The sequence below is a fragment of the Nocardioides sp. zg-1228 genome, from assembly GCF_017086465.1.
Taxonomy (GTDB): Bacteria; Actinomycetota; Actinomycetes; order Propionibacteriales; family Nocardioidaceae; genus Nocardioides.
Window position 1 is genome coordinate 1673376 of the sequence record NZ_CP070961.1, and the last position, 19705, is coordinate 1693080.

The 19705-nt window shown below is 73.1% G+C and carries 12 protein-coding genes; 7 read left to right on the plus strand and 5 right to left on the minus strand.

The features are described 5' to 3' along the window. Positions 1-20 precede the first annotated feature (20 nt). On the plus strand, positions 21-1802 hold the full coding sequence (locus JX575_RS08045) for an ATP-binding protein (RefSeq protein WP_186341928.1): 1782 nt from the start codon (positions 21-23) through the stop codon (positions 1800-1802). On the opposite strand, the gene cydD is transcribed toward JX575_RS08045, so the two are convergent. Genes cydD through JX575_RS08060 form a run of 3 tightly spaced genes read right to left on the minus strand, consistent with a single transcriptional unit; the run spans position 1762 to position 7643 of the window. Continuing rightward, positions 1762-5145 carry a thiol reductant ABC exporter subunit CydD gene (cydD, locus tag JX575_RS19800; protein WP_186341929.1) on the minus strand — a complete coding sequence of 1128 codons (3384 nt, stop codon included), beginning with the start codon at positions 5143-5145 and terminating at the stop codon, positions 1762-1764. The genes JX575_RS08045 and cydD overlap by 41 nt on opposite strands. Next, positions 5142-6161: a cytochrome d ubiquinol oxidase subunit II gene (gene cydB / locus JX575_RS08055; protein ID WP_186341930.1), complete on the minus strand. Its 1020-nt coding sequence runs from the start codon at positions 6159-6161 to the stop codon at positions 5142-5144. The genes cydD and cydB overlap by 4 nt, the downstream gene beginning before the upstream one ends. 33 nt (positions 6162-6194) lie before the next feature. Further along, positions 6195-7643, minus strand: a complete 1449-nt coding sequence (locus tag JX575_RS08060) for a cytochrome ubiquinol oxidase subunit I (RefSeq protein WP_186341931.1) — start codon at positions 7641-7643, stop codon at positions 6195-6197. A 90-nt stretch (positions 7644-7733) separates the two neighbouring features. Between JX575_RS08060 and JX575_RS08065 the strand changes: the two genes are divergently transcribed. After that, positions 7734-8129 (plus strand): BlaI/MecI/CopY family transcriptional regulator, encoded by a 396-nt coding sequence (locus tag JX575_RS08065; protein ID WP_186341932.1) that lies wholly within the window; start codon positions 7734-7736, stop codon positions 8127-8129. A 12-nt stretch (positions 8130-8141) separates the two neighbouring features. After that, entirely contained in the window at positions 8142-9011 is an 870-nt protein-coding gene (locus JX575_RS08070; RefSeq protein ID WP_186341933.1) for a M56 family metallopeptidase, read from the plus strand. A 73-nt stretch (positions 9012-9084) separates the two neighbouring features. On the opposite strand, the gene JX575_RS08075 is transcribed toward JX575_RS08070, so the two are convergent. Next, complete coding sequence (locus tag JX575_RS08075) at positions 9085-12507, minus strand: M4 family metallopeptidase (RefSeq protein ID WP_186341934.1); 3423 nt, start codon at positions 12505-12507, stop codon at positions 9085-9087. A 220-nt stretch (positions 12508-12727) separates the two neighbouring features. Between JX575_RS08075 and JX575_RS08080 the strand changes: the two genes are divergently transcribed. Next, positions 12728-15367, plus strand: a complete 2640-nt coding sequence (locus tag JX575_RS08080; protein ID WP_186341935.1) for a DNA translocase FtsK — start codon at positions 12728-12730, stop codon at positions 15365-15367. Beyond that, entirely contained in the window at positions 15367-17085 is a 1719-nt protein-coding gene (locus JX575_RS08085; protein WP_206054558.1) for a helix-turn-helix domain-containing protein, read from the plus strand. The genes JX575_RS08080 and JX575_RS08085 overlap by 1 nt, the downstream gene beginning before the upstream one ends. 5 nt (positions 17086-17090) lie before the next feature. Here the strand turns inward: JX575_RS08085 and JX575_RS08090 are convergent, their stop codons facing one another. Continuing rightward, complete coding sequence (locus JX575_RS08090; protein WP_186341936.1) at positions 17091-17342, minus strand: hypothetical protein; 252 nt, start codon at positions 17340-17342, stop codon at positions 17091-17093. Positions 17343-17548: 206 nt separating this feature from the next. Between JX575_RS08090 and rimO the strand changes: the two genes are divergently transcribed. Then, positions 17549-19000 (plus strand): 30S ribosomal protein S12 methylthiotransferase RimO, encoded by a 1452-nt coding sequence (rimO, locus tag JX575_RS08095; RefSeq protein WP_206054611.1) that lies wholly within the window; start codon positions 17549-17551, stop codon positions 18998-19000. Next, positions 18997-19620, plus strand: coding sequence for a CDP-diacylglycerol--glycerol-3-phosphate 3-phosphatidyltransferase (gene pgsA / locus JX575_RS08100; protein ID WP_186341938.1), 624 nt, complete (start codon positions 18997-18999; stop codon positions 19618-19620). The genes rimO and pgsA overlap by 4 nt, the downstream gene beginning before the upstream one ends. The last annotated feature ends 85 nt before the right edge of the window (positions 19621-19705 follow it).

Consider the following 19705-nt stretch of genomic DNA (forward strand, 5'->3'; position numbering starts at 1 on the left):
GGCGTCGAGGGGAGGTGGGGATGCCGCGCAACCAGGGCGCGCTCAGCCGGCTGGCCGAGCTGATGCGGCGGGTCAACTCCTCCACCGACACCGAGGTGATCCTCGAGGAGATCGCGCACGGCGTCGTCGACGTGCTGGGCTACGGCGTCGCGGCGATCGCCCGGCTCGAGGGAGACGCGCTCGTGATGACCCACGTCGCCGGACCGCCCGAGGTGGTCGCGCAGATCCTGCACCGCCGCACCCCGGCCGAGCAGATCCTCGACGAGTTCCGCGAGGCCGACAAGTGGGGCATCCTCCGCTTCGTCCCGGCCGGACGGATGTCGCCCGAGCGCCTGCAGGCGGCGTGGATCCCCGAGCTCGACCCCGTCCCCGACCCGCAGGCGTGGCACCCCGAGCACGCGCTCTACGCCCCGCTCTACTCGGCGGGCGGGGAGCTGCTGGGCAACATGGCCGTCGACCTGCCGGCCGACGAACGGGTGCCCGACGAGGCCGACCGCGAGCTGCTGGAGATGTTCGCGGTGCAGGCCGGCGTGGCGCTCTCCAACGCCCGGGAGCGGGAGCGGCTCACCGACCGCGTACGCCTCGACCGCATGCTCACCACGGTCGCGGGCGCCGCCACCGCGCAGCACCTCGCCCAGGCGCTCGGGGCGGCCGTGGTGGCCGTCGCCGAGTCGCTCGGCACCGTGCAGACGGTGGTGCGCACCTTCCCCAGCGATGCCCAGGGCAGCGAGCTCGGCGTCGGCGCCCCGCACGCCTTCACCCCCGAGCAGGACGTGCCCGGGCTCCGCGAGGACCTCACCCGCCTCGCGGACCGGCTCGTGCTCCTCGAGCTCGGGGTCGACGACGAGACGCCGGAGGAGCTGCCGCGGAGCGCGGCCGGCCTGCAACGACTGATGCGAGGCCTGCGGGTCGACCGGGTGCTGGTGTGCCCGCTGGTCTCCCAGGACGACCTCGTCGGCTACCTCGTGCTCGGCTTCGGTGGACGGGCGCGCCCGGTCACCCCGGCCGAGGCCGACGCGGTGCTCGAGGTGGGGAGGCTCGTCGCGCAGACCGTGCGCGCGTCCCGCGTCCTGGAGACCGAGCAGCGCCTCGTGCAGGAGCTCCGCGAGCTGGCCCGCTACCGCAGCGAGCTGATCGCGACCATCTCCCACGAGCTCAAGACGCCGCTGACCGCGATCCTCGGCCACGCCGAGCTGATCGCCGACCGGCATCCCGAGCTGGCGTCGATCGACGCGATCATCCGCAACGCCGGCCGGCTCAACAACCTCGTCGCCAACCTGCTCCACTACTCCCGCATCCAGGGCCGGCGCGAGACCGTGCGGCGTGCGGTCGACCTCGCCGAGCTGTGCGAGGCCAGCGTCGACCTGCTGAGCATCCGGGCCAACCAGGCCGGGGTGAGGCTGCGCTTCGACCGCCCCGCCCTGGGGTCCGTGGTGGTGTTCGGCGATCCCGAGGAGCTCGCCCGGGTCATCGACAACATGGTCGACAACGCCGTGAAGTACACCCCCGAGGACGGCGCGGTGACCGTGGCCATGTCGGTGGGCGACGACGAGGTGAGCGTCGAGGTCACCGACACCGGCATCGGCATCTCCCCGGCCGATCAGCAGAGCGTGTTCTCAGCGTTCCACCGCTCCACCAACCCCAACGCACTGTCGGTGCCGGGCACCGGGCTGGGGCTGCCGATCGCGCAGCGCATCGCGGAGTCGCACGGCGGCACGCTGTCGGTGTCCTCCGAGCTCGACCGGGGGAGCACCTTCCGCTTCACCCTGCCGTTGCGCTCCTCGCGAGAGCACGCCCACTGACCGAGGGCGCCGCCCCCGGCTCCAGGTGGACCACCCGGTCCATCGCGTCGAGGCCCACGGTGCCGTGGGTGATCCACACGATCGAGCGGCCCGCGCGCGCGGCGGAGCCGAGCATCTCGTCGGCGACGGCGCGAGCGGTCGGGCCGTCGAGGTGGGCGGTCGGCTCGTCGAGGACCAGGACGGGCGGATCCGCCAGCAGGGAGCGGGCCAGCGCCAGTCGCGCCCTCTCGCCGCCGGACACCTCGCGCCGGCCGTCGCCGACGTGGGTGTGGATGCCGGCCGGGAGCGCGTCGACCCAGGGGCCGAGCGACGCGCGGTCGAGCGCGGCGCGGACCGCGTCGTCGTCGGCCCCGGGGCGCGCGAGCCGGACGTTCTCGGCGACGGTGGAGGCGAAGACGTGCGGGTCGTCGTCGACGAGCCCCACGCGCCGGCGTACGTCGTGGAGCGCGAGCCGCCGCAGGTCGGTGCCGCCGAGCATGACCTCTCCCGCGAGGGGGTCGATGAAGCGGACCAGCGTGGCGGCGAGCGTCGACTTGCCCGAGCCGGACGGCCCCGTGACGCCGAGGTGCTCACCGGGACGCAGCGCGAGGTGCTCCAGCGCCAGCGCCGGCCGCTCGGTCCAGCCGAGCTCGGCGTGGTGCATCGCGACGTCGTACGCCTCGGGCATCGCGGCGGGCACGTCGGGGTCGGTGACCGCGGGGGGAGTCTGGGCGAGCCGGTCGAGGCGCTCGCGCGCGGCGCGGGCGCGGACCGCCAGCGCGCCGGCGTCGGCGAGGGTCCCGGTGGCGTCGGCCAGGGCCAGCGGCACCAGGAGCAGCAGGGCCAGGCGGGCCGGGGTGGTGCTCGACGGGTCGACGAGCGCCGCGACCGCGACGACGCCGGCACCCGCCGCGACGGTGGTCAGGGCGGTGCCGGCCGCGACGGCGCGCGCCGAGCGTCGCAGGGCGCGCGAGAGCGCGTCCGACTCCGCCCGCACGGAGTCCAGCGCACGCTGGGTCGCGCCCCACTGCTCGAGCTCGCGCACGCCGTGGACGAGCTCCTCGACCCGGGTGCCCAGCAGCGCCCGGTGGGCCACCACCTGCGGCTCGGCCGCCGCGGTGCCGCGCCGCGCGAGCACGAAGGCGAGGCCGCCCGTGGCCGCGACCGCCAGCACGACGGCGCCGGCGACGGGGGACACGAGTGCCGCGAGGCAGGCCGCCGCCACGCCGACCAGCACGGCGGTCACGACCGGCTGGCGGACCCGCAGGCGGTCGTCGAGCAGCGCGTCGACGTCGTCAACGACCTGGGTGAGCAGGTCGCCACGGCGTGGCCCGAGGCGACCGGGAACGAGGGGCACCAGGTCGGCGAAGACGGCGGCCCGCCGCTCGGCCAGCTCGCGCAGCACCACGTCGTGGCTCAGCACGCGCTCGGCGTGCCGCAGCACGGGCCGGGCGAGGCCGAAGAGGCGCACGCCGACGATCGCGACCATGAGGTAGAGCACGGGCGGCTGCTCGCTGGCGCGGGTGATCAGCCAGCCGGCGGTGGCGGTGAGCGCGACGCCGGAGGCGGTGGACAGCGCGCCGAGCACCGTGGCGGTCCGGAGTCCCCAGCGGGGTCGGGCGTCGTCGTCCTCGGCGGCCACCACGACGGGCGCGGTCGCGGGGCGATCGGCGGGCGCGCCTGCGGCGGCCTCGGCAGCCTCGGGGGACCCGACGGCCCCGGTGGGCTCGGCGCTCCCGGCGGCGGGGGAGGGGGTCAGGCGTACGACGCGGTCGGCGGCGGCGAGCACGGCCGGGCGGTGGGCCACCACGACGACCAGGCTGCGGCGGGCGAGGACGGCCAGGGTGTCGAGCAGCACCTGCTCGGTCTCCTCGTCCAGGTGGGCGCTGGGCTCGTCGAGGAGCACGACCGGGCGATCGGCGAGCACGACGCGGGCGAGCCCGATGCGGGCCCGCTGGCCCGCGGACAGCCCGGCTCCGTCCTCGCCGAGCACGGTGGCCGGCCCGTCGGGCAGGGCGCGCACGACGTCGTCCATCCCGACGCTGCGCAGCGCCTCGCGGACCTCCGCGTCGCTCGCCCCGGGACGGCCGAGCCGGACGTTGGCGGTGATCGTGTCGGCGAGCAGGAACGGCCGCTGCGGCGCCCAGGCGACCTGCGCGTGCCACCACGCCGGGTCGACCTGGTCGAGCGCGGTGCCGCCCACGAGCACGTCGCCCGCGAGCGGGGCGAGCTCGCCGCGGAGGGTGGCCAGGAGGGTGGACTTGCCGCACCCGGACGGACCGGCGACGGCGACCAGCCCGCGGAGGGGGAGGTCGAGGTCGAGCGGCGCGGTGAGGGGTGCCGCGAGGGGGCCGGCGTAGCCGATCTCGAGGCCCCTCGTCGCCAGCGCCGGGGAGTCGGGCCGCGCGGCGGCGGCGGGGGAGTCGCCCGCGGCCTCGGCGAGGAGCGCGTCGGCGTCGGCCAGGGCGGCGGTGCCCTCGGCGGCGGCGTGGAACTCGGCACCGACCCGGCGCAGCGGCCAGTAGGCCTCGGGGGCGAGGAGCAGGACGGTGAGGGCGACCTCGAAGCCGACGGACCCGGAGGCGAGCCGCAGGCCCACGGTCACGGCCACCAGCGCCACGGACAGCGTCGCGACGAGCTCGAGCACCGACGAGGAGGCGAACGCGAGGCGGAGGGTGTCGACCGTGGCGCGGCGGTAGCGGTGGGTGACCGAGCGGATCGTCGCGACCTGCGCCTCCGCGCGGTTGTGCGCGACGAGCGTCGGCAGGCCGCGCACCACGTCGAGGAAGTGGCCCGAGAGCGCCTCGAGGGCGCGCCACTGCGTCCGGGCGCGGTCGCGGGTGGTGAGCCCGACGAGGACCGCGAAGACCGGGATGAGGGGGAGGGTGAGGGCGACGACGAGGCCCGACAGCGGGTCGAGCCAGGTGATCGCCGCGAGGGTGAGGACCGGCAGCACGGCGGCCGGCACCAGGGACGGCAGGTAGCGGGTCACGTAGGGCTCGACGCCCGCCACCCCGCGCGTGGCGAGGACGACGAGCCGGGCCGGGGCGACGCCGTCGGTGCGGCGGGCGGCGTCCAGCAGCCGCTGGCGCAGCGCGCCCGACACCTCGCCGCCGGCGCGCGCCGCCGCCCGCTGGCCGGCGTAGGCCGCGAGCGTGCGCACCAGCACGGCCGCACCGAACGCCAAGGCGGCGGTCTGCCACCCACCGTCGGGCGGCGAGACGGCCGCGACGACGAGCGCCCCGAGGGCGAACGCCTGCGCCACCGTGGCGACGCCGCCCACGATCCCGCCGGCGACGACGACGGCCAGCGCGCCGCGAGCGGGTCGGAGGTGGGTGAGGACGGCCGGGTCGAGCGGCTTCACTGGGGGGATTCCGCGAGGACCGCGGTGGGGATGTGGTGCGTGGAGATCCGCCGGCGGAACACCCAGTAGGTCCAGGCCTGGTAGCCCAGGACGATCGGGGTGAAGATCACCGCGACCCACGTCATCACCTTCAGCGTGTAGGCCGTCGCGGCCGCGTTGGTGGTGGTGAGCGAGAAGGCGGGGTCGGTCGTCGAGGGCATCACGTCGGGGAACAGCGCCAGGAACAGCCCGCCGACCGCCAGCGCGATGGTGACGAAGGTGCCGGTGAAGGCCCAGCCCTCCCGGCCCGCGGCGGCCGAGACGAGCCCGCCGATGAGGGCGAGGGCGGCGCCCGCGAAGGCGATCGCGCTCAGGGTGTCGCCGGTCTTGAGCTGGGTCCAGACCAGGAACACCACGGCGAGCACAGCGGCGAGCACGCCGATCCGCAGGGCGAGGTCGCGGGCGCGGTGGCGGATGTCGCCGTCGGTCTTGAGGGCGACGAACAGGGCGCCGTGCGTGGCGAAGAGCGTCAGCGTGACCAGGCCGCCGAGCAGCCCGTAGGGGTTGAGCAGCGTGAGCATGCTGCCGGTGAACTCCTTGTCGGCGTCGATCGGCACGCCCGCGACGATGTTGGCGAACGCGACGCCCCAGAGCACGGCGGGCACGAACGACCCCCAGATGATCGCCTGGTCCCAGCGCCCCTTCCACGCGATCTCCTCCCGCTTGTGGCGGTACTCGAAGGAGACGCCGCGCACGATCAGCGCGACGAGGATCAGCAGCAGCGGGAGGTAGAACCCGCTGAACAGCGTCGCGTACCACTCGGGGAAGGCCGCGAAGGTGGCGCCGCCTGCGACCAGCACCCACACCTCGTTGCCGTCCCACACCGGGCCGATGGTGTTGATCATGACGCGGCGCTCGGTCTCGTCGCGGGCCAGCACCGGCAGGAGCATGCCGACGCCGAAGTCGAAGCCCTCCAGGCAGAAGTAGCCGACCCACAACACGGCGATCAGGGCGAACCAGACGGTGGTCAGTTCCATGGTGTCTCTCTCCGGGGCAACAGGGTCGGCAGGTCAGTAGGCGAAGGTGAGCGGGGCGTCCTCGTCGGAGCCGCCGCCGACCGGGACGCGGGGCGGCTCCTCGTAGGGGTCGGCGCCCTTGTTCACGTAGGTGATGAGCAGCTTGACCTCGATCACCGCGAGCACGGCGTAGATCGCCGTCAGCACGATGAGCGACGTCGCCGCCTCGAAGACCGAGACTCCCGGCGACACCCCGGACTCGGTGGTCATCAGCCCGAACACGACCCAGGGCTGGCGACCCATCTCGGTGAAGATCCACCCCCAGGACGAGGCCAGCGTCGTCGCGATGGGCAGGCTGATGCCGAGCGCGCCGAGCCATCGGACCTGGGGCTGGCGGCCCTTGCGGGTCATCCACAGGATCAGCGCGGCACCGGCCGCCGCGAAGACGCCGAGGCCCATCATGAACCGGAACGACCAGTAGGTCACCGGGATGACCGGGGTGTAGTCGCCGTCGGTGTAGGCCTTGGACGTCGGGTCGGAGCCGTACTTCTCGACGTACTCCTCGCTCAGCGGGTCGATGCCCTGGACCTTGCCGTCGATGGAGCCGGTGGCGAGGAAGGAGAGCACGCACGGGACGGTGATGGCGAACTTCTCCTCCTTCCCGTCGGGGGTGCCGACGGTGAAGATGGAGAACGGCGCGCAGCGGTCGCTCGTCTCGTAGAGGCCCTCGGCCGCCGCCATCTTCATCGGCTGGACCTCGGTCATCACCTTGCCCTGCACGTCGCCGGTGATCGCGACGCCGAGCCCGGCGAGCAGGGTGATGGCCGCACCGAGCCGGATCGCCCCGTAGTACATCGGCCGGTCGGCCTCGTGGCGCTTCTTCATGTAGAGGTAGGCCGCCACGCCGAGCACGAAGGTGCCGGCGGTCATGTAGGCCGCGAGGATCACGTGCGGGAACGTGATGACCTGGACCTTGTTGAACATCACGGCCCAGAAGTCGATGAGCTCGGCCCGCCCGGAGTCGGGGTTGAACCGGTAGCCGACCGGGTGCTGCATCCACGAGTTGGCGGCGAGGATGAACCACGCCGACGCGAGCGTGCCGAGGTGCACCAGCCACATGCACGCGGCGTGCAGGCCGCGGGGGAGCTTGTCCCACCCGAAGATCCACAGGCCCAGGAACGTCGACTCGAGGAAGAAGGCCAGCAGGCCCTCCACGGCCAGCGGGGCGCCGAAGATGTCTCCGACGAAGCGTGAGTAGTCCGACCAGTTCATCCCGAACTGGAACTCCTGCACGATGCCGGTGACGACGCCGATCGCGAAGTTGATCAGGAAGAGCTTGCCGAAGAACTTGGTCAGGCGGAGGTACTCCTCCTTGCCGGTGCGCACCCAGGCGGTCTCCAGGCCGGCGATGACGGCGGTGAGCCCGATCGTCAACGGGACGAAGAGGAAGTGGTAGACGGTGATGATCCCGAACTGCCACCGGGCGATGTCGAGGACGTCCATGGGCACCCTTTCGGCGCAAGATTACTACAGAGCGTAGTAGATACTACGGTCAGTCGTAGGTGGGCCGACAGGGCCCCTAGACTCCTGTCCATGAGTCCAAGGTCCCCCCGGATGGGAGAGCTCGAGCAGGCCGTCCTCGAGGTGCTCTGGGACCTCGACGCCACCTCCGGCCGGGACGCTCCGGGCGCGAGCGGGCGCGAGGTGCACGAGCGCCTCACCAGCCACCGCGACCGCGAGCTCGCCTACACGACCGTGATGACCGTCCTCGACCGGCTCGCGCGCAAGGACGTCGTCGTACGCCGTCGCGACGGTCGTGCGTTCCGCTACTCCCCGCGGCTCACCCGCGCCGCGATGACGGCCGAGCTGATGCACGAGGCGCTCCCCGAGACCGGCCGCGACCGCGAGCAGGCCCTCGTCTCGTTCGTCGGCGAGGCCAGCCCCGAGGACCTCGCCGCGCTGCGTCGCGCCCTCCACGAGATCGGCTGACCGGGCCTGTCGATGCCGACCCCCCTCGTCCTCGGCGTGCTCGCCGTGCTGCTGGCCGGGCCGCTGCCGTGGGCCCTGTCGCGCTGGACCCGTCTGCGGCGGACGCCGGCCGCGGCGATGCTGCTGTGGCAGAGCACGGCGCTGGCTGCCGTCCTGGCTGCCCTCGGTGTCGGGTTGTCCCTGGTGACCGCCTGCCTGTGGGGGCCCGGAGCCTCGAGGAGCGACGTCGCCGTGGCGGCGCTCGCGCTCGGCATGACCCTCGTGGTGCTGGCGAGGCTGCTGCTGAGCGGCCACCGCACCGGCACCTCCTTGCGGCGGATCCGGCGCGAGCACCGCGACCGGGTCGACCTGGTCGCCCGTCGTGACGGTGAGCTGTCGGTGCTCGAGCACCCACTGCCGGTGGCCTACTGCGTGCCCGGCATGAGTGGCTCGCGCATCGTGGTGTCGCACTCCACCCTGACCCGGCTCGCCCCCGCCGAGCTCGCCGCCGTCCTCGAGCACGAGCGCTCCCACCTGCGCTCACGCCACGACCTGGCGCTCGAGGCGTTCACGGTGCTGCACCGCGCGTTCCCGCGCTGGGTCGCCAGTGCGGCCGCCCGCGACGAGGTGGAGGTGCTGGTCGAGGTGCTCGCCGACCGGGCAGCGTGCCAGGACGGCCACCGACGGGCCCTGCTCTCGGCCCTGCTGACGCTGGCCGGCACGCCCGCCCCTGCCGGCGCCCTCGGGTCGGGCGGCTCGATCGCGGCCCGGGTCGAGGTGCTGCGCGACCCGCGTCCGCGCCGGGTGCAGGCCGCAGCCGTCTCGCTGCTCGCCGTGCTGATCCTGGCCGCGCCCACGCTGCAGGTGGTCCTGCCCTGGCTGAGCGGCCTCGACGCGACCTGAGGCAGGCCGAAGGCCCCGACGGACTGCTCCGCCGGGGCCTCCGGTGATGGTGCTGGGTGCTGCTGGGTGCCGGTCAGCGCCTGACGGTGAACTTCACCGTGTCGGTGCTGCGCTTGACGGTGTCGGACCCGAGGTAGGTCGCCTTCGCCTTGTACTTTCCGGCCTTCAGGCCCTTGGCGATCGACACCGTGGCCTTGCCCTTCTTGACCGTGGCCTTGTACTTCTTGCCGCCGATCTTGACCGTGACCTTGCCGGTGACCTTGACGTCGGCCTTGACCTTGACGACGAAGGTCACCTTCGTGCCGGCCTTCGGCCTGCTCGGCTTGACCGTGACCTTGGTCTTCGACCGGGCCTTGGTGGAGGAGGCGCCGACGACCGTCGCGGTGAACGCCGCCTTCGACGGCGCCTGCGTACGGTTGCCGAGGTAGCTCGCGGTCAGCGCGTTGGCGCCGATCGGGAGGTCGGCCGGCAGGGCCACGGTGGCCTTGCCGTTGGCGCCGAGCTCGGCGGTGCCGAGCTCCTTGCCCGCGGCGTCGGTCACCTTGACGGTGCCGGTGGGGGCCGAGCCGACGCTGCCGTCGCGGGACACGGTCACGTCCACCGTGGAGGCCTCGCCGAACGTGCTCGGCTCGGGCTTGCGCACCACGGCGACCTTGGTCGGCAGCTTGCAGTCGACCAGCTTGACGTTGTCGACCGACCAGCCGATGACGCCGCCGCAGCCGTCGCGACCGATGTCGAAGCGCAGCTGCATCGTGTCGCCGGAGACCAGGCCGAGCGCGTCCATGTCGACCACGGACGTGCCCCAGCCCGACTTGAGGGTGCCACCGTCGGTGCCGGTGAAGCCCGGCTCCCCGGCCAGCGGGTTGGTGTTGCCCGCCTCGGCGAGCTCGATCGGTGCGTTGTAGAGGTACGCGTCCGCCGGGACCGTCTCGAACGCGCCGCCGTTGATGCTCACCTTGAGGTTGCCGCCGTCGTAGCCGAGCTCGGTCGAGACCGAGTGGTCGAAGGTCAGCTTGGGGTGGAGCATCTCACCGACCTCGACCACCGGGCTGGAGATCGAGTCGCGGCTGGAGAAGTCGCCGGCCGTGCCGGAGCACTCGCCCTTGTCCGGGGCGGGGCCGAAGGCGACCTTGCCCGGGTGTCCCTCGACCGACGTGGAGACCCACGGCTCGTTGAGGCCGCCCGGGTAGACGACCTCCTTGCCGGCGGTCCAGCCGGCCAGGCCGTCCTCGAAGTCCTCGCTCCAGGCGACGTCGGTGACGAAGCCGTCACCGCACAGCGACGGCGCGCTCGGGTCGAGCAGCGGCTGGAAGTCGCACTGCACCGGCTCCTTGCGGAGCTCCGTGGCCGAGATGACCTTGGCGAGCTCGCCGCAGTCGGCGGCCGTGATCGGCGCCGCCGGCTGGACGTCGCCGGCACCCAGGGTGATCTTGTTGATCGGCTTGCCGGTCAGGTCGGCGCAGGACGCCTCGAGGCCGTCGGCCAGGTCGGTGAAGTCCGACGTCGGCGTCAGGTAGGCCGACTGCGCACGCCACCAGAGGTTGACGGCCTTGTCGAGACCGAGACCGGTCGAGGTCTGGCCGTTGTAGGCGCCACCGTCCACCGCGAGGGCGAACGCGTGGTTGGGGACGCCGGAGTTGCTGTGCACGCCGCCGGCGTCGTCGGTGCCGCACTTGTACTCGGCGTCCGACACCTTGCCCGGGTCGCCGTGGCAGGTCGGGTTCCACATGTCGCGGATGGCACCGCCGAACGCCGACGACTTCTCGCTCAGCAGCCAGCGGTAGGAGTCGAAGCGGTCGCCGCCCACGTCGCGCATGGTGACGTTGACCGTCGCGCCGGAGGCGATGGCGGTGCGGATGGACTCGCGGTCGGAGAGACCGATCGAGACGGTGCTGACGAGGGTCTGGTCGGCACCCGACATGCCCAGCGGCGCCTCCTCGCGGTTGCCGATGATGAGCGCGGCTGCGCCCTCGGCGGTGGCGACCTCGGCCTTCTCCTCGAAGGAGCACAGGCCGCGGTTGACGAGGACGACCTTGCCGGTCACGTCCTGGTCGTAGGGCGAGCAGCCGTCGAGGTTGGTGCCGCCGCCGGCCTCGACCGCGTCGGTGGGGGCCGCGACGTCGCCGCTGATGCCCGCGCCCGTCAGCGGCCTGCCGAACGACGCACCGCCGGTGAGGCAGTCCTTCGCGATCGACGAGGGCGAGTTGATCGTGAGCTGCGGGAGCGCGGGGGAGTGCGTGGAGCACAGTCCGTCGGGACGCTTGGCGGAGAGGTCGCCCTCACCCTCGTCCTCACGGTTGTTGACCAGGTCCACGACCTCGCCGAACACGTCCGACATCGACTCGTTGAGCGCACCGGCCTGCCACTGGTAGATCAGCCCGGAGGTCTCCTGGGTGTAGGCGTGGCTCCACTCGTGCGCCACGGTGTCGTCGTCGTAGACACCGGGGCAGTAGCTGGCGAAGGTGCCGTTCCACGAGGCGTTGGGGCAGCGGTCCGAGCGGTTGTGCACGGTGATCATCCGAGCACCGGCGCCGTCCCAGGAGTCGCGGCCGAACATGTTCGCGTAGAGGTTGTAGGTCTCCTCGCTCGAGATCAGCAGGTTCTGCTGGTCCTGGTCGAGGGCGCCCGGGAACGGGTCGCCCTCCTGCCACACCCGCTCGCGCACGTCGTCGCTGACCTCGTCAGGGGTGCCGCCGTCGTCGGTGACGGTCAGCAGCTCGCGGTCGAGCGCCTCGTGGATGCGCGAGTAGCGGTTGACCGGCTTGAGGCTGGTGGCGTCGAGGAACAGGACGTCGTGGACGCTCCCGCCCTTCGCGGTCACGTTGGACACGTCCACCTGCCAGGCGAGCACGGCGTCGCCGTCCTCGCCCTTGACCGAGCCCTTGCGGTAGACGACGAGCTCGGCGTCGCCCGCGCGCAGGCCGGTGGTGTCGGCGGCAGAGGAGTCGGCGGAGGTGGGCGGGAACTCCTTGACGATCGCGACCGCGGCCTCGCCGGCCTCGCCGGCGGTGGTCGCCGGCGTGGTGCTCAGCGACAGGTCGGGCGCGGCATAGCCGGTGACCGAGGTGAGGTCGCCCTGCTTGTCCACGTTGGCCTTGAGGGTCGATCCGAAGACCGGGACGCCTTGGTAGGCCTGGGTGTAGGTGACGGTCCAGCCGAGCGGGCCGGCGTCCACCCGCACCTGCTCGAGCTCGCTGCTGCGCGCGCCGAGCACACCGGCGAACTCGTCGAGGTAGGCGTCGGCCTTGGCGCTGGCACCGGCCGCATCGCGGGCGGCCCTGCCGGGAAGCAGGTCACCGTTGGTGCGGACGAAACCGGCCTTGCCGGTGGCGGCTTCCTTGCTGATGGCGACCGAGCCCTCGGCCTGGTCGCGCAGCTGCGAGAGCAGCGAAGGTTCGGCACTCGGTGCCGCTGTTGCCTGCACTCCGAGCGTGGGGACGGCGGCCAGGCCGGCGCCCACGACGGCGAGTGCAAGCCCCCTGTTGAGGAGCTTCACGTAGTTCTTCTTCCCTGAGACGAGACGTCCCCCGGCACCGGTCGGCCGGGTGATCGGGGTCACCATAAGCGCCCGTCCGGTCGGTCAGGAAGACCCCTTGGTGACCAATTCCCGCCCCCCTGCGCCGGGGCCGCCCGTCCTCCGCTCCGCCCGGCCCGGGCGGACGACACGCACCTCTGTGGTCCCTGTGACTGGTGTGACGTGGCCGTAGGGTCGGACCATGGCGACCCGTACGTCTTCCCCGCCGGGGTCGCGGAGCTCGAGCACGTCTGGATCCAAGCGCACCACCAAGGGTTCGAGCACCCGATCACGGAGTACCAGCAAGCCTCCCGCCCCTCGCTCCTCGGCGAAGGGTCGGAGCCGCTCGAGCGCGTCCGCACGAGGCTCCGGCTCGCGGCCCGCGCCCCGCGCGGTGCGCAACGGGTCGGGACCGGTGGCGAGGGCGTTCGGCGCCCTCGGCCGCGTGGTCGCCGCCGTGTGGCTCGGCGCCGCCCACGCCGTCGGTGCGGTCGCGCGCTCGATCGGGCAGTCGGCCCGCGACCTCGACCCCGAGCACCGCCGTGACGGGGTCGGGCTCTTCCTCTTCGGCCTCGCGATGGTCGCGGCCGCCGCCGTGTGGTGGCAGCTGCCCGGCGGCGTCATGGACGTCGCCCGCTCGATGACCGCCGGCGCGGTCGGCAAGGTCGGCTGGCTGGTGCCGCTGTTCCTGGTCTACGCCGGCTGGCGCACCCTGCGCGACCCCGAGCGCAACGGCCCCGCGGGCCGCCAGGTGATCGGCTGGACCGCGTTCGGGCTCGGCCTGCTCGGCATCGTCCACATCGCCAACGGCAACCCGCAGCCCGTCCTCGGCGACGCGACCAACCTCCAGGAGGCCGGGGGCGCGATCGGCTACGTCACCTCGAGCCTGCTGCTCGACCTCATGCAGACGACGTACGTCGTGGTGCCGCTGCTGACGCTGCTCGCCGTCTTCGGGGTCCTCATCATCACCGCGACCCCCGTCTACCAGGTGCCGGCGAGGCTCGCCGCGCTGCGCGACCGGGCCCTGGGCCGCACCCCGGCCCCCGAGCCGGGGTCGGAGGAGCCGACCAAGCCGGTGCGCGCGCGCCGGCGCTCCGCGCTCGACGACGGGGTCGACCCCGACATGGGCGATCCCGCCTACGACAGCCCGGTGCTCGCCGACCGCGAGCTCTCCAAGCGTCGGCGCAAGAAGGACGCCGAGCCGATGGAGGACTACGGCATCGACCTGTTCGCCGACCCCGACCTCTCGGGCGACGCGCCCACCGAGGTCACCCCGGCCGTCGCGGGGGCCGGCAGGGACGACACCGGCACCCTCGAGCCGCCACCCCACACGCCCCTCCCGGCCCGCGTGGAGCAGCTCGCGCTCTCGGGCGACATCACCTACTCGCTGCCCGACAACTCGGCGCTCAAGCCGGGCTCGCCGCACAAGGCGCGCTCCAAGGCCAGCGACGCGGTCGTCGAGCGGCTGATGCAGGTGATGGACGAGTTCGGCATCGACGCCACAGTCACCGGCTACACCCGTGGCCCGACGGTCACCCGCTACGAGGTCGAGCTCGGCCCCGCGGTCAAGGTGGAGAAGGTCACCGCGCTCTCGAAGAACATCGCCTACGCCGTGGCGTCGGCCGACGTGCGCATCCTGAGCCCGATCCCCGGCAAGTCGGCCATCGGCATCGAGATCCCGAACGTCGACAAGGAGATCGTGTCGCTGGGCGACGTGCTGCGCTCCGGCACGGCCCGCGCCGACCACCACCCGATGGTCGCCGGCCTCGGCAAGGACGTCGAGGGCGGCTTCGTGGTCGCCAACATGGCGAAGATGCCGCACCTGCTGGTCGCCGGCGCCACCGGCTCCGGAAAGTCGTCGTTCATCAACTCGCTGATCACCTCGATCCTCATGCGGGCCACGCCCGACGAGGTGCGGATGATCATGGTCGACCCCAAGCGGGTGGAGCTCAACGCCTACGAGGGCGTGCCGCACCTGATCACGCCGATCATTACCAACCCCAAGAAGGCCGCCGAGGCGCTGGCGTGGGTCGTGCGCGAGATGGACATGCGCTACGACGACCTGGCCAACTTCGGGTTCCGCCACATCGACGACTTCAACAAGGCGGTGCGCGCCGGCAAGGTCGAGGTGCCGGCGGGCAGCGAGCGCACGCTCACCCCCTACCCCTACCTGCTCGTGATCGTCGACGAGCTCGCCGACCTGATGATGGTCTCGCCACGCGACGTCGAGGACTCGGTCGTGCGCATCACCCAGCTCGCCCGCGCCGCCGGCATCCACCTGGTGCTCGCGACGCAGCGCCCGTCGGTCGACGTGGTGACCGGCCTGATCAAGGCCAACGTCCCCTCGCGACTCGCGTTCGCGACGAGCTCGCTCGGCGACAGCCGGGTCATCCTCGACCAGCCGGGTGCGGAGAAGCTCGTCGGTCAGGGTGACGGCCTCTTCCTGCCGATGGGCGCGTCCAAGCCGGTGCGCGTCCAGGGCTCGTGGGTCACCGAGGCCGAGATCCACCAGGTCGTCAAGCACTGCAAGGACCAGCTCGAGCCGACCTACGTCGAGGACGTGACGGCGCCGAAGGAGTCCAAGCGCGAGCTCGACGACGACATCGGCGACGACATGGAGCTCGTGGTGCAGGCCATCGAGCTGGTCGTCTCCACTCAGTTCGGCTCCACCTCGATGCTCCAGCGCAAGCTGCGCGTCGGGTTCGCCAAGGCCGGCCGGCTGATGGACATCCTGGAGAGCCGCGGGGTCGTCGGGCCGAGCGAGGGCTCGAAGGCGCGTGACGTCCTGGTCAAGCCGGACGAGATCGATTCCGTGATCGCCACGTTGGAGGGGGGAGCCTGATGGGCGCCACGTCGATGCAGGCAGCAGTGCACGAGGACGACAACCATGCCGCGACCGGTGAGCCCGGAGGGCTCGCGGTCGCACCGGACGCGGTGGAGGTACGCCGCAGCGCGGCCGTCGCCGCGGGCGTCGGACTGACCGCGTCCGCGGTCGCCATCGCCTACCTGGCGCGCGCCACGCAGAGCGGCTCGGCGCTCGACTGGGCGTTCGTGGTCGCGATGGGCCTGCTGGGCGCCTACTGGCTCGCCGGCCTCGTCGACGCCCGCACGCCGCTCCTCGTCGCCGACACCCAGGGCATCCGGATCCGCCTGGGCCGCACCTGGCGGGGCCTGCCCTGGTCGGCGGTGCACCACGTCGAGCACACGCCGCGCCGCGGCCTGCTCCGCGACGGCCGGCTCGTCGTCGTGCCCCACAACCCCGAGCTGGTCGAGGCCGAGCTGACCCGCGCCGGCCGGCGCCACACCAGCCTGTCGCGGCTGCTCCACGGGGCGCCGTTCGCCGTGCCGCTCGGGCTCTCCACCCACGTCACGGGCACCGCGGGTGACCTCGCCGAGGCGCTCGGCCGGGTCGCCCGCGACAGCAGCCAGATCGTCGTCCTCGAGCCCGAGGCGCCCGAGCACGCGGAGCTCCCCGGGTCGGCGGACGCCGCCGAGCACGCCGAGCACGAGGTCGTGGAGGGCGAGGTGGTCGAGCCCGCCGAGGCCGTCGAGCCCGCCGAGGTCGTCCAGCCGGTCGAGCCTGCCGAGCACGTCGCGTCGCCGGTCGTGGCGAGCCCCACCCCGGTGGCGTTGCGCGAGACCGGTGCCGCCCGGCGCTCGGAGGTGCGGCGCGACATCGTCACGGCCGAGGACGACGAGCTCGAGGGACGCGAGCTGCGCCGGCCGGGACGGGTGAGCCTGGTGGAGGAGACCCAGTCGTGGGGCGACCGCGTCCGGGCCATCGCGCGGCCCGGTGAGCCGGTCGAGCCGTTGGTGCTCGACGACTTCGAGGTGGAGCCCGCCGAGGACCCGGTCATCGGCCCGGAGCTGGCGGCGGCGCGCACCCGGCTGGGGCTCACGGTCGACCAGCTGGCCGAGCGCACCCGGATCCGCCCCCACGTCATCGAGGCGGTCGAGGTCGACGACTTCGAGCCGTGCGGCGGCGACTTCTACGCCCGCGGCCACCTGCGCACCCTCGCCCGCGTGCTGGGCATCGACGTCGCGCCCCTGCTGGCGTCCTACGACGAGCGCTATGCCCACGCGCCCATCAACCCGCGCCGGGTGTTCGAGGCCGAGCTGGCCACGGGCGCGCACGGCTCGATCCGCGGCACCCGCGGCGGACCCAACTGGTCGGTGCTCGTCGCCGTGGTGATGGCCCTCGTGCTGGCCTGGTCGATCGCGCGCCTGGTCATGGACACCCCGCCGGAGCTGCGCAGCACGACACCGGTGCTCAACGGCTCGGGCGGCCCGCAGGGCGCGGGCAACGCGCCCGTGGCCGAGCCGGTCGCTGTCGTCATCACCGCCGCGTCGGGTGGTGCGCGCGTCGTGGTGCGCGACGGCGCGGGGGAGCAGGTCTTCAAGGGCAACCTCGCCGTCGGCGGGAGCCGCGAGCTCAAGGCCTCCCCGCCGGTGCGGGTCGACTCGACCGACGGCGCCGTGACCGTGTCGCTCGCCGGCGGCGACCCCCGCCCGGTGGGCGAGCCGGGTGTCGCCGGCCAGGGGACGTTCGTCGTCGACTGACCCGGTCAGGGGTGCGGGTCGACCGAGCCGTCGTGCCGGCCGAGCCGCACCTCGCGGCCGGCGCGGATCGCCTCGGCGAGCTGCTCGACGGTCGCGTCGGTGGTGTCGATGCCTCGCCCGCGCAGGTGCTCGCGCAGCGTCGCCGCCACGTCGACTCCCGGCGTGCGGGCGTACGTCGCGGCCGTGGCGTCCACGGCCTCCTGCGCGACGTCCTCGAGGGGCGCCCCGAGGTCTCCTCTGATGGTGGTGAACTCCATGCCGGTGCAGTACCCCCGGTGACGACGGTTGATCCCGGGGGGTGCGTGACGCCCCAACGGATGAACGGTGAGGGGTGCGTCTCAGGGGCGCGCGTGGCGGCCCTCACGCCTCGGCGGTGCGGGGTCGCGGGCCTGGACCCGTCATACTCACGGGTGCGATGACCACCACTGAATCCGAGATCCTGACCGACGCCCTGCCGGCCCCGCTGCAGGTCGCCGTCGTCACGCTGGGCTGCGCCCGCAACGAGGTCGACTCCGAGGAGCTCGCCGGACGGCTCGAGGCGGGCGGCTTCGTGCTCGTCGACGACGCCGAGGAGGCCGACACCGTCGTGGTCAACACGTGCGGCTTCGTCGAGGCGGCCAAGAAGGACTCGGTCGACACGCTGCTCGAGGCCGCTGACCTCAAGGCGTCGGCCGGGCACGGCGGCCGGGCGCAGGCCGTGGTGGCCGTCGGCTGCCTGGCCGAGAGGTACGGCAAGGACCTCGCCGAGTCGCTGCCCGAGGCCGACGCGGTGCTCGGCTTCGACGACTACCCCGACATCGCCGCGCGGCTGCGCGCGATCGTGGCGGGGGAGACCCACCACCCGCACACCCCCTCCGACCGGCGCCGGCTCCTGCCCATCTCGCCGGTCGAGCGCGACGCCGCAGCGGTGTCGGTGCCCGGCCACGACGTGGTCGGGGAGGTGGGTGAGATCGGTGCCGGTGCGCCCGCCACCGGCCCGCGCGCCGTACGCCGTCGCCTCGACGCCGGCCCGATGGCGCCGCTCAAGCTGGCCAGCGGCTGCGACCGGCGCTGCTCGTTCTGCGCGATCCCCAGCTTCCGCGGGTCCTTCCTGAGCCGTCGTCCCAGCGACGTCCTGCAGGAGGGCCAGTGGCTGGCCACCCAGGGCGTCAAGGAGCTGTTCCTCGTCAGCGAGAACTCCACGTCCTACGGCAAGGACCTCGGTGACCTCCGGCTGCTGGAGACCCTGCTGCCCGAGCTGAGCGCCATCGACGGCATCGAGCGCGTCCGGGTGTCCTACCTGCAGCCCGCGGAGACCCGGCCGGGCCTCATCGAGGCGATCGCCTCCACCCCCGGAGTGGTGCCCTACTTCGACCTGTCGTTCCAGCACGCCAGCGCCGCGGTGCTGCGACGGATGCGCCGCTTCGGCGACCCCGAGAGCTTCCTCGGCCTGCTCGAGCGGATCCGCTCGCTGGCCCCGGAGGCGGGCGTTCGGTCCAACGTCATCGTGGGCTTCCCGGGGGAGACCGAGGACGACCTGCAGGCCCTGTGCGACTTCCTCGAGGCCGCGCGCATGGACGTCACCGGCGTCTTCGGCTACTCCGACGAGGACGGCACCGAGGCGGCCGGGTTCGCCGACGACCTCAAGCTCGACGAGGACGAGATCCGGGCCCGCACCGAGCACGTCACCGCGCTCGTGGAGGAGCTCAACTCCCAGCGGGCCGAGGAGCGCGTCGGCGAGCGGGTCGTGGTCCTCGTCGAGTCCGTCGAGGACGGCGTGATCGAGGGACGCGCCGCGCACCAGGGCCCCGAGGTGGACGGCACGACCCTGCTGACCGGCGCCGGCAACGCCCGGGTCGGCGACCTGGTGAGCGCCACCGTCACCGGCACCGACGGCGTCGACCTCGTCGCACGGGTGGACGGGGCAGCCGCATGACGACCCAGCACCAGCAGGCGTCCAACTTCAACATCGCCAACGTGCTCACGACGCTGCGCATCGTGATGGTGCCCTTCTTCGGGTGGGCGCTGCTGCACGACGGCGGCAACGACCCGCTCTGGCGCTGGGTCGCGTTCGGCCTGTTCGCCGTCGCCATGATCACCGACAAGATCGACGGCGACCTCGCGCGCAAGCACAACCTCATCACCGACTTCGGCAAGATCGCCGACCCCATCGCCGACAAGGCGATCACCGGCATGGCCCTCATCGGGCTGTCGGTCGTGGGCGACGTCTGGTGGTGGGTCACGATCCTGGTGCTGCTGCGCGAGTGGAGCGTGACGCTGCTGCGCCTGTCGGTCCTCAAGGACGTCGTCATCCCCGCCGCGCAGAGCGGCAAGATCAAGACGGTGCTGCAGGCCGTCGCCCTGTCCGGCCTGATCATGCCGCTGCCGCACGGTGACGCGCACGGCGGGGCCTTCGACTTCTGGCCCGGCCCGCTCGGCGAGGTGGTCTTCTACCTCGCCCAGGCGACGCTGGCCGCCGCGGTCGTCATGACGATGTGGTCGGGGTACGAGTTCTTCCGTGACGTGAGGCGCCAGAGGGGCTCGCGAGGCGCCTGAGACGGCGGTTGCGCGCGATCACCAACCCGCCGGTGAAGTTTTGGCAACACTCGCACGAATTGCCCCGAGGGGCGGAACGGATTCC

Bases quoted from the DNA above. Each gene is read 5' to 3' on its own strand.
- JX575_RS08065 (WP_186341932.1), top strand. From the start codon at position 7,734: ATGAGTCCAAGGTCCCCCCGGATGGGAGAGCTCGAGCAGGCCGTCCTC.
- JX575_RS08045 (WP_186341928.1), top strand. From the start codon at position 21: ATGCCGCGCAACCAGGGCGCGCTCAGCCGGCTGGCCGAGCTGATGCGG.
- JX575_RS08060 (WP_186341931.1), bottom strand. From the start codon at position 7,643: ATGGACGTCCTCGACATCGCCCGGTGGCAGTTCGGGATCATCACCGTC.
- JX575_RS08080 (WP_186341935.1), top strand. From the start codon at position 12,728: ATGGCGACCCGTACGTCTTCCCCGCCGGGGTCGCGGAGCTCGAGCACG.
- JX575_RS08085 (WP_206054558.1), top strand. From the start codon at position 15,367: ATGGGCGCCACGTCGATGCAGGCAGCAGTGCACGAGGACGACAACCAT.
- pgsA (WP_186341938.1), top strand. From the start codon at position 18,997: ATGACGACCCAGCACCAGCAGGCGTCCAACTTCAACATCGCCAACGTG.
- cydB (WP_186341930.1), bottom strand. From the start codon at position 6,161: ATGGAACTGACCACCGTCTGGTTCGCCCTGATCGCCGTGTTGTGGGTC.
- JX575_RS08090 (WP_186341936.1), bottom strand. From the start codon at position 17,342: ATGGAGTTCACCACCATCAGAGGAGACCTCGGGGCGCCCCTCGAGGAC.
- JX575_RS08070 (WP_186341933.1), top strand. From the start codon at position 8,142: ATGCCGACCCCCCTCGTCCTCGGCGTGCTCGCCGTGCTGCTGGCCGGG.